The sequence below is a fragment of the Aeromonas sp. MR16 genome (genome assembly GCF_022549315.1).
GTDB classification, from domain to species: Bacteria; Pseudomonadota; Gammaproteobacteria; order Enterobacterales; family Aeromonadaceae; genus Aeromonas; species Aeromonas aquatica.
The window spans coordinates 1-9,356 of record NZ_JAKZFK010000055.1 but is presented as its reverse complement, the minus strand read 5'-3'; the positions used below and the strand labels follow the sequence as shown (position 1 = coordinate 9,356).

At 61.3% G+C, this 9,356-nt stretch carries 9 protein-coding genes and 1 pseudogene; 6 read left to right on the top strand and 4 right to left on the bottom strand.

What is annotated here, in order from left to right; all coding sequences use genetic code 11:
- Positions 1-191: 191 nt before the first annotated feature.
- The gene (locus tag MM194_RS21515; RefSeq protein ID WP_033129532.1) at positions 192-830 is read right to left on the bottom strand and encodes an AhpA/YtjB family protein; all 639 of its coding nucleotides are present in this window, start codon (positions 828-830) and stop codon (positions 192-194) included.
- A gap of 201 nt (positions 831-1,031) precedes the next feature.
- Between MM194_RS21515 and serB the strand changes: the two genes are divergently transcribed.
- Complete coding sequence (gene serB, locus MM194_RS21510) at positions 1,032-2,042, top strand: phosphoserine phosphatase SerB (RefSeq protein ID WP_241344935.1); 1,011 nt, start codon at positions 1,032-1,034, stop codon at positions 2,040-2,042.
- A gap of 28 nt (positions 2,043-2,070) precedes the next feature.
- Positions 2,071-2,976: an alpha/beta fold hydrolase gene (locus MM194_RS21505; RefSeq protein ID WP_241344934.1), complete on the top strand. Its 906-nt coding sequence runs from the start codon at positions 2,071-2,073 to the stop codon at positions 2,974-2,976.
- Positions 2,977-3,094: 118 nt separating this feature from the next.
- On the opposite strand, the gene MM194_RS21500 is transcribed toward MM194_RS21505, so the two are convergent.
- Positions 3,095-5,464, bottom strand: coding sequence for a PilZ domain-containing protein (locus MM194_RS21500; protein ID WP_241344933.1), 2,370 nt, complete (start codon positions 5,462-5,464; stop codon positions 3,095-3,097).
- Between the two features lie 100 nt (positions 5,465-5,564).
- On the opposite strand from MM194_RS21500, the gene radA reads away from it, so the two are divergent.
- Positions 5,565-6,929, top strand: a complete 1,365-nt coding sequence (radA, locus tag MM194_RS21495; protein ID WP_033129535.1) for a DNA repair protein RadA — start codon at positions 5,565-5,567, stop codon at positions 6,927-6,929.
- 61 nt (positions 6,930-6,990) lie between these two features.
- On the opposite strand, the gene MM194_RS21490 is transcribed toward radA, so the two are convergent.
- Together MM194_RS21490 and MM194_RS21485 are read right to left on the bottom strand one after the other, a co-directional pair.
- Positions 6,991-7,377, bottom strand: a complete 387-nt coding sequence (locus tag MM194_RS21490) for a PilZ domain-containing protein (protein ID WP_241344932.1) — start codon at positions 7,375-7,377, stop codon at positions 6,991-6,993.
- A gap of 102 nt (positions 7,378-7,479) precedes the next feature.
- Positions 7,480-7,962, bottom strand: a complete 483-nt coding sequence (locus tag MM194_RS21485) for an Rsd/AlgQ family anti-sigma factor (RefSeq protein ID WP_033129537.1) — start codon at positions 7,960-7,962, stop codon at positions 7,480-7,482.
- Between the two features lie 341 nt (positions 7,963-8,303).
- Here MM194_RS21485 and hupA point away from each other — a divergent pair, with 341 nt between their 5' ends.
- The 3 genes and pseudogenes from hupA to MM194_RS21470 all read left to right on the top strand — a co-directional run.
- Positions 8,304-8,576: a nucleoid-associated protein HU-alpha gene (gene hupA, locus MM194_RS21480; protein WP_005305063.1), complete on the top strand. Its 273-nt coding sequence runs from the start codon at positions 8,304-8,306 to the stop codon at positions 8,574-8,576.
- Between the two features lie 113 nt (positions 8,577-8,689).
- Positions 8,690-9,115: a hypothetical protein gene (locus tag MM194_RS21475; protein WP_033129542.1), complete on the top strand. Its 426-nt coding sequence runs from the start codon at positions 8,690-8,692 to the stop codon at positions 9,113-9,115.
- Between the two features lie 117 nt (positions 9,116-9,232).
- A pseudogene (locus MM194_RS21470) lies at positions 9,233-9,356 on the top strand (IS3 family transposase); the annotation flags it as partial.

Here is a 9,356-nt window from a genome sequence, read left to right as displayed (position 1 = left end):
CAGGGATGCGGCTTCGAGTTTGAATTCGGCAGTAAATGAGCGACGTAATCTTGTCATTGAACACCTCTGATCTTGGTGGCGACTGTACCACCTAAAATGGTGTCCGGGATGATTAGACCACTACACATCTCGATCAGGTACTCGAACAGTGGGGGGTAATAACAAGACCAACAGGTTTCGCGAACAGCGCCTTATTCGAGGCCGGGCGGTGGGGCGTGCTCGTTGGGAGCCGCCGTCTGGGCGCTCTTTTTCTTGTGTTTGCGCACCCGCATGTAGTTGCGTCGCACGCCGTAGGAGATGAGCAGACCCGCCAGCAGCATCACCAGCAGCATCAGCCGCTGCTTCTCCTGATTCACCTTGAGATGGGTATCCTGCTCTGCCAGCAGTTGTTGCTCTTCCAGGGTGATGCGCAGGTAGCCGAGCGTCAGGTTGCCATCCAGCACCTCTTGCACGAACTGGATGCGGCCCTTGCCCTGCTCCGGCGGGGACTTGTTGTCAGCCCCGATGGGCAACAGGCTCTCCAGTGGCACGGCCTGATCCGACTGGGCGAGGGGGATGCCACGGGCGTCGTAGAGGGTGACATCGAGGATCTCGGGCTCGGCGGCCAGATCCTGGGCCAGCCGTTCCAGCTCGCTCTCCTTGTCTTCCTTGATCCAGCGTTTCATGTCGCGGGCGGCGTAGGCGACCAACGCCTGGGCCCGATCGCGCGCCTCGTTGTGCAATGCCGCCTGGCTCGCCCCCTGCATATGAACAAGCACCCCCAGCACCCAGAGACCGAGCAGGATCCCGGTGGCCAGGCTGACAACACGTTTGATGGGGAGGTGACGCACAGCACTGAACCTCTTGCGGTGAAGGTATGACGATGAAGGGATCCTGATGCCTGCCCGACCAATGGCGGTACTTGGCTCAGGGCTCTCTGCGTTGAGCGACGGATCGCTGGCGGGATCTTGGCGCTTGCCTGTACAAAAAGCAATACGCTACTCTGGGCCAGCATGATGAACCCCATGATCTCCAAGGAAGGCGTCCCCCTTATGTTGTTGTCCCAACTTTCCTCCTCCCTACCCGATTGGCCGAAGGCCCTGTGTGGCGCACCCTGCTGGCAGCTCACCGCGCAGGCCTTGCTGCCCGCCGCCACTGCCCATGACGGCGCCTGGCTGGTCCTGTTTGGCAAGGCACTCGGCACCCGGCATCTGAGCCGGCTGGCGGCCCTGCTGGAATGCGAGGGAGTCGAGGCTAGCCTCTATCCCCTGGGAGAGCAGGCTGGCATCCCTTTGCTGCTGCTCGGCACTAGCCGCTTCTCCCCTGAGCTGGTGCAGGCGCTCAAGGCGCAGGAGTGGGACATCGATGTCTGTCATCTGCCCGCCCTGCCCAGCCTGAGCGAGCCTGGCCTGCTGGTGATGGACATGGATTCCACCGCCATCCGTATCGAGTGCATCGATGAGATAGCCCGTCTGGCCGGGGTGGGCGAGCAGGTCGCCGCCGTCACGGCGGCGGCCATGCAGGGCAAGCTGGAGTTTGCCGACAGCCTGCGCAGCCGGGTCGCCCTGCTGGAAGGGGCGCCGGTCACCATTCTCGACGAGGTAGCGGCCAACATGCCCTGGATGCCGGGTCTGCAACTGATGGTCGATACCCTCAAGCGAGCAGGCTGGAAGGTGGCGATCGCCTCCGGTGGCTTCACCCGCTTCGCCGGCGAATTGCAGCAGGCGCTGGGGCTGGATGCCATCTTCGCCAACGCGCTGGCGGTGGAGGGGGATTGCCTGAGTGGCAAGGTGAGTGGCCCCATAGTGGATGCCACCGTCAAGGCCGAGGTACTGCAACGGCTGGCGGCCGAGTACGGTATAGCGTCGGCCCAGACCGTCGCCGTCGGTGACGGGGCCAACGATCTCAAGATGATGGCGGTGGCCGGCCTCGGTATCGCCATCCACGCCAAGCCGCTGGTGCGGGCCCAGGCGGCCGCCACCCTCAATCATCACGATCTGGAAGGGGTGCTCTGCCTGCTGTCGGCCCGCTCTTGTCGCGAGCACCGCTGGAATAACTGCTGAAGAGGGTCAAGGAGGACCTGAAAACGAGATGGAACTGTTGCAACAATCCCTGTTTATCCCCTGCGGCGAGCATCGGCTGCACGTGCGTCACATCCAGCCAAAGGTGGCGGTCCATGCCGACCCCATCCTGATGGTGCACGGCGCCATCGAGAACGGCCGCATCTTCTACACCGAATCCGGCAAGGGGCTTGCCTGTTATCTGGCCCGCCACGGTTATCAGGTCTATGTGGCCGACTTGCGTGGCCGGGGCCTCAGCACGCCGGCCATCGCCCAGCGGACCGGGCACGGCCAGCATGAGCTCATCACAGAAGATGTGCCCGCGCTGCAACACTGGGTTACCGCCCGTCATGCCGGTGCCAGGGTGCACTGGATGGCCCACTCCTGGGGCGGAGTCATCATGGCCTCGACCCTGGCTCGCTTCCCCGAGCTTGCCGACCAGATCGCGAGTCTGGTGTTCTTCGGCACCAAGCGGGGCGTGTCGGTGCAGAATCCGGAACGCTGGCTGAAGGTGGACTTGATCTGGAATCGGCTGGCGCCCTGGCTGGCACGCGGCAGCGGCTTTCTGGCGGCACGCAAGTTGAAGATGGGGGCGGATGATGAGCCCCTGCGTTACCTGCAGGAGACCATTCCCTGGGTGAAATGCGGGCCCTGGCAGGATCCTCACGACGGCTTCGCCTATGACGAGGCGGCGGCTCGGGTGGCCTGGCCACCGCTCTGGATGATCTCGGCCAAGGCGGACAAGGTGCTGGGTCATCCCATAGATGTGCGCCGTTTCAGCACCGAGATGGGCTCGGCCACGCGCCACACCCGGCTCGGGCTCGACAACGGCAACCGGCTCGACTACGACCACATTAATATGCTGACCGCTCCCCAGGCCCAGGAGGATCACTTTCCCCAGATCCTGAGCTGGTTGCAGGATCCGCAACCGATCTGATGCCTTACCTCACCAAGCGGCACCCGCTGAGCCATTCCCAGACGGTCTGAGGCCAGCTTGATACGACAAGGGCGACCCGCTAGGTCTCCCTTGTCGTCAGCCATGCCTTCCCCGCCGGTCAAGCTGGGGGTGAGGTGATGCCGAGTCGGAACAGGGTGGCCTGACTGGTGTCGGTCAGCTCACCGACCCCCACCACGCTCCACAGCTCCTCCTCCAGTTTCTTGGCCTTGTGAATGGCAAACTTGGCGATGTAGTCCAGCTCGTTGGCGATGAAGCTGGTGTCCGGTCGGCCGGTGCGGGAGATGCCGACCAGCACCGAGTAGAACTCCCCCTGCTGCAGGGCCAGCTCGACGAAGCGTCGCTTGTCCTCCAGCGACGCAAAGCTGCTGGCCAAACGGCTGAGAAACAAGGGGGCGCCGCCCTGTGAGTGCAGGCTGGCGATGTAGACCTCCTCCTCCTTGGGTTTGTCTTCCCGCTCGATGGCCCGCAAGGGGTTGAGCAGCAGGGTCTTGAGCAACCCGCCCTGGAACAGGGGGTAGAGGTTCGCCTGATCCTCTTGCTCGGCGCAGGCCTGTAACAGTCGGGAGAGGCTGCGTGGCCGGGGGGCAAGCCCCACTGCGGCCGGTGTCGGGGCAGCCTTGAGTTTGTTGAGATAGACAGGCGTGTTGAAGGTGTGATGGGTGAAGATGTTGCGCAGCGCCCGTGCCATGCCGCGGTAGCGCCTGTGCTCCCGGGTGGTCTTGAGCTTGTTCTGGTTGCTCTCGATCAGCAGGCTGAAGAACTGATGGCCGATGTGGCGCGCCGCGTCCCCTTCGATGCACAGGTGCAGCACGGTGCGGCTCAGGTTGAGACTGACCAGCCGATAGGGCAGGCGCTGCAGATCCATGCTCTTGGCGAGATCCTGCAGCCGGGGCAGGGCGACGGTGATGATCTCCCCCTTCTCTCCCACGAACGCCTCCTCCAGCTCGATTTGCATGCCATGGGCCGAGATGTCGCGGGTCCAGCCGAGCCAGGCTCTCTCCTGGTGGCGGATCACGATCGCCGTCTTGTGGATGTAGCGCGCCTCCTTGCGCAGTTGCACGTAGTGCAGCGTCTCGATGTCGAAGGGGGTAGCGCTGGTGTCGTGGCCGAAGCGCTGCAACTCGTTGGCATTGTGTGGCTGGTTGGCATCGTAGCGAAACTCGTCGCGCTGATTGTCCAACCCGATCTCCTGCAGCAGGCCGACATGGCCTATCTGCTGGAGCCGCTCGCGCATCAGCATATCCTGCAACTGATGGGACTCCGACTGGCTATCGAGATCCGCCTCGTGCAGAGAACAAGCCTCCAGGCTGAATTTATAAACGCGCCAGCTGGGGCGGCGAGCGCCGACCTGGAAGAACAGCGAGGCCAGGCCGCTCTGCTGCAACTCCTCCCGGGTGGCGGAGAAGAAGTAGAGGTGGCTGCGTACCGAATGGGTGAAGCTGTAGATCAGGGTCTCGCGCAGTGCTCCTCTGGCCGGGATCAGCGAGCGCATCCGCGCCGCCGGGAAGAGGCTGGCGAGCATGTCGCGGTTCTTGGCATCCCGCCAGTACTCGAGCACGTGCTGGTTGTTCTCGGTACGCAGGGCCATCTCCAGGGCAGGGCTGTCGCCCTTGCCAAAGAACAGCGGCATGCCGGTCATACGTGGCAGGTAGAACTGCTCGTAGCCCTTGACGATGGCCGCCGACAACAGGTAATCGACGCTGACCCGGTAGCGGTTGCGGTTGTGTTCGATGAACTCGCGCAGGAAGTGGTCGAAGGCGGGGTAGTCACCGCTCTTCACCAGCCGCAGCCAGAACTTCCCCTCCTTCTGCTCTTCCCCCAGGATCTGGTAGCCGATGGGCGAGCGCAGTATGGGGTTGGCATGTTCCCGCTCCAGGCCGGTGAAGAGCACATCGAGCTGCTCGCCGGTCTGGTAGTCGGGCAGATAGGGGACGGAGACCCGGATCCCGCCGAGGGAGATGTCCGAACTCTTGGCAAACAGCTTCTCCCCATTTTGCAGCTTGAGCACCATGGCGGAGCTGAAGTGCATCCGCTCCTCTTGCCGGCCGTAGTGGCTGGCGAAGGGGATGGCCTGAACGTCGAAGAGGCGAAAGGGGCTGGCGGGCAGGGACAGGCTCTCCCCCCGGCCCTGATTGAGTTTGTACCAGGCCTGCAGCGCCTCGTAGACCCCCAGGGTGTAGCTGTCCCGGTAGAGGTAGCATTGGGATTGAAACTGCTCGACCGCCTCGGCGGGCATAAAATGGGTGACCCCTTCAAACTCGTGCACCAGGCAGAGATCGCTCAGCTCGTTGCGCATGTCGATCACTCGCCGGCAGGGGGCGCATTTACGCTTGATCTCCATCTTGAGCAAGAAGCGGCTGTTGGCATTCTCGTTCTGGGTCAGGCGGTTGAAGATCTCGTCGAAATCCTTTTCTCTGAGCAGGGGGACAAGCTGTTCTATCAGGTGTAGCGGTTGTTCTGAATCCATGTATTCCTGCCGCGGAAAGTCACTTTTCCGATTCTGGGTTTGATCTGTCGGTCGCAAACCAGTATATCAAGCAGGAAATCATCCTGTCCCCGAGTTATCCATGGCCAAAAACAAAACCGCCTATGTTTGTACCGAATGTGGAGCCGACTTCACCCGCTGGCAAGGTCAGTGCGGCGAGTGCAAGGAATGGAACACCATCACCGAGGTCCGGCTCGGGGTCACCACCCCTGGCAAGAGCGCCCGTTACACCGGCTATGCCGGTGCCATCGGCAGCCAGGTACAGACCCTGGCGGAGGTCGCTACCACCGAGATCCCCCGTTTCGGCTCGGGCTTCAAGGAGCTGGATCGAGTGCTGGGCGGCGGCGTGGTGCCGGGCTCGGCCATCCTGATTGGCGGCAACCCGGGGGCGGGTAAATCGACCCTGTTGCTGCAGACCATGTGCGGCCTGGCCGAGCGGATGAAGACCCTCTACGTGACCGGGGAAGAGTCCCTGCAACAGGTGGCGATGCGGGCCAACCGACTTGGGCTGCCCACCGACAAGCTGCGGATGTTGTCCGAGACCAGCGTCGAGCAGATCTGCATCATTGCCCAGCAGGAGCAGCCGCAGATCATGGTTATCGACTCCATCCAGGTGATGCACGTGGCGGATGTGCAGTCATCCCCCGGCTCCGTCTCCCAGGTACGGGAATCCGCGGCCCTGCTCACCCGCTACGCCAAGCAGAACCATGTCGCCATCTTCATGGTGGGCCACGTCACCAAGGACGGCACCCTGGCCGGTCCCAAGGTGCTGGAACACTGCGTCGACTGCTCCGTGCTGCTGGACGGTGCCCACGACTCACGCTTTCGGACCCTGCGTTCCCACAAGAACCGGTTCGGTGCGGTCAACGAGCTCGGCGTGTTCGCCATGACGGGGCAGGGGATGAAGGAGGTGAGCAACCCCTCCGCCATCTTCCTGAGTCGCGGTGACGAGCAGGCCCCAGGCTCCATCGTCATGGTGATCTGGGAGGGGACGCGCCCGCTGCTGGTGGAATTGCAGGCGCTGGTGGATTACTCCCAGGTCTCCAATCCGCGCCGGGTGGCGGTGGGGATGGATCACAACCGCCTCGCCATGCTGCTGGCGGTGCTGCACCGTCACGGTGGCCTGCAGATGGCGGATCAGGATGTCTTCATCAACGTGGTGGGCGGGGTCAAGGTCGAGGAGACCAGCGCGGATCTCGCGCTCCTGCTGGCCATGGTGTCCAGCTTCCGGGATCAGGCCCTGCCCAAGGACCTGGTGGTGTTTGGCGAGGTGGGGCTGTCCGGCGAGATCCGGCCCGTGCCCTCTGGCCAGGAGCGCTTGCAGGAGGCGGCCAAGCACGGCTTCCGCCGCGCCATAGTGCCCCACGCCAACGCCCCCAAGCATCCCATCGAAGGGATGGAGGTGGTGCCGGTGAAGAAGCTGGCAGATGCCCTCGAGGCTTTGTAGCACAGGGCGGATAACAGGTAATAAAAAGGAGCGCATGGCGCTCCTTTTTCGTTTCTGCGGCTCAGGCAGAGGGAGGACTGTGCTCCTTGTGCTCTTGCAGCAACTGCTCCAGCTCGCGATACAACAGCTGCTCTTCCCCGACGTTCAGCTCGATCATCCGCTTGAGGTGGCTGGCGCTGTCGATGTCGATGTGGTGACAGTAGAACCCCAGCTTCTTGCTGGCCTCATGGGTCAGCGTCACCTGCATCTTGATCTCGATGTCACTGCCGCCGAGCACGAAGCAGATCTCGTACTCCTTGTCGTCGCTGCCGGACCAATCCTCGGGTCTGAGCAACAGGGCACCCTGCAGGGAGACATCGGCCAGCTGGGTCCGCCACTGACGTGTCCCCTGGATCAGCTTGGCGGCAGTCAGATAGAAGATCCTGGTAAAGTGGCGTCGCTCGGCCATGTTCATCTCCGGTCTGCGCTCGAACGCAGTGCTAACAATTCAGGTTCCAGAGTGTAATGTAGCTTGCTCATCAGGATCTTGAACTGGCTCAGATATTGGGCATCAAACCTGCCGGTGGCTGAGGGATTCGACCACCTGCAGTGCCTTGACCAGCCGATCCTCCTGCTTGAACCTGTCCTCCAGCACGGGCCCCAGATGATTCAGGTCCTCGTCGAGCAACAGCAGCTGCGCCTCGTTGGCGTTGCTGTATTTATCGTTGAACTCCAGGGCAAACTCGGTACAGGCCCGGATATGGGGATAGATGCGTTTGGCCAGCTCCAGCTTGTCGCCGCTGGCCTGCTCGAAGGCGGTGACCACGTGGTTGTAGATTTCGAAGTGACCGGCGCTGACGTAGTCGACTAGCTGCTCGCAGAAGCGTTGCAGCTCGACATGACCGGGGAGGGATCGTTGTTTGGATCTGGCAGGCATGAGCCCGGCCAGCCGCATGTACTCGACCAGTAACGCCTGCCTGGCATCCAGCCAGTCGTCTATCGCCCTGTGCTTGCCTGCCAGTGCGCGCTTGGTTTTTTCCAGTTCAGTTAACATAGTCCCTCCGTGGGCATGGCATGGAGCTCGATGGCTGCAAGCCTGCGGTCATTCCCATCGACTGATGACACTCCCTATTAACTAGGGAAAATACTGTTGACCGTCAATAGGAGTGTGGGGATATTGTTACATCAGATGGGGGTTTGCGTACAAGTCCTCATCGGTTGTTCGCCACCGTACCGTCAATCAGGACGACGAAGGGGCGAGATATGTGACTATTTCCGCAGATCTTGATGAAAACCCCAGCATTCAAGCCAACCCGGCTGATAAAGCCTTTGCCTGAGTGTTTTTTTTTGAATAGAGTGGCCCGGTGCTAAATGCCCGATCATAAAGGAAATGTTATGAACAAAGCTCAACTTGTCGATGCAATTGCCGCCAAAGCAGACCTGAGCAAAGCTCAGGCCAAAGTTGCTCTGGAAGAGATCATCAATGGTATTACCCAGAGCCTGAAAGAGGGCGATGCCGTTCAGTTGGTGGGTTTTGGTACCTTCAAGGTCAACCATCGTGCGGGCCGTACCGGTCGTAACCCGCAAACTGGTAAAGAGATCCAGATTGCAGCCGCCAATGTGCCGTCCTTTGTGGCAGGCAAGGCGCTGAAAGACGCCGTAAAGTAACAGCGTAAAGTAATCGAACGAAACCCGGCATCAGCCGGGTTTTTTCTTGCCATCGTCAGCCAAATTTGTTTCAGATACACTCAGGATATGGCATGCGCTGTAGCGAGGTGGATATGGAACAGAAGAATGCCATTCGGCAGGTTGCCGTGCCATGGGCACCCTCCCGCCAACTCCCCCCCGGCCTGGTCGTGGCCGAACTGCATCAGGATATCTGGGGCGACAACCTGACGGTCGTGCTGGGCCGCGCCCGCAGCATCGACTTGCCGCCGCAACCGCTCTGCCGGGTCAATTTCCGTCATATTTTCGCCGTGCGGGTGATGGAAGACTGCGATCTGGCAGAAGGCCGTGACAGTCATGCCATCGAGGAGCAAATCCAGCTGATCATCCCGTCCCGTTTCGCCAGCTGGTTCCATCAGGAGTCCGACGGCCTGCACCTGGACGAGGATCTGCAGCACTATCGCATCTCGACCTGGGATTACTGCGCCGACGTGTTGACCTCAACCCCCCCCGAGCTGCAGTTTGTGGAATCGGGCGAATAGTCAGGGCGCCATGGCAGACATAAAAAAGCCGGAGCATCAGTGCTCCGGCTTTTTTACATCCTGTGTCCCGTCCTGAATATGGTTTACACCTTTCCCCCCCAATAAATGGAGAATCCGATGGGACAAGGTGTGAAACGGACACAGCGCGATTACTCGCTGACTTTTAAATTAGCCGTGGTCGAGCAGATTGAAAAAGGCGAGCTCACCTACAAACAGGCTCAGGCCCGTTATGGCGTTCAGG

Bases quoted from the DNA above. Each gene is read 5' to 3' on its own strand.
- serB (WP_241344935.1), top strand. From the start codon at position 1,032: ATGTTGTTGTCCCAACTTTCCTCCTCCCTACCCGATTGGCCGAAGGCC.
- MM194_RS21505 (WP_241344934.1), top strand. From the start codon at position 2,071: ATGGAACTGTTGCAACAATCCCTGTTTATCCCCTGCGGCGAGCATCGG.
- MM194_RS21500 (WP_241344933.1), bottom strand. From the start codon at position 5,464: ATGGATTCAGAACAACCGCTACACCTGATAGAACAGCTTGTCCCCCTG.
- radA (WP_033129535.1), top strand. From the start codon at position 5,565: ATGGCCAAAAACAAAACCGCCTATGTTTGTACCGAATGTGGAGCCGAC.
- MM194_RS21490 (WP_241344932.1), bottom strand. From the start codon at position 7,377: ATGGCCGAGCGACGCCACTTTACCAGGATCTTCTATCTGACTGCCGCC.
- MM194_RS21485 (WP_033129537.1), bottom strand. From the start codon at position 7,962: ATGTTAACTGAACTGGAAAAAACCAAGCGCGCACTGGCAGGCAAGCAC.
- hupA (WP_005305063.1), top strand. From the start codon at position 8,304: ATGAACAAAGCTCAACTTGTCGATGCAATTGCCGCCAAAGCAGACCTG.
- MM194_RS21475 (WP_033129542.1), top strand. From the start codon at position 8,690: ATGGAACAGAAGAATGCCATTCGGCAGGTTGCCGTGCCATGGGCACCC.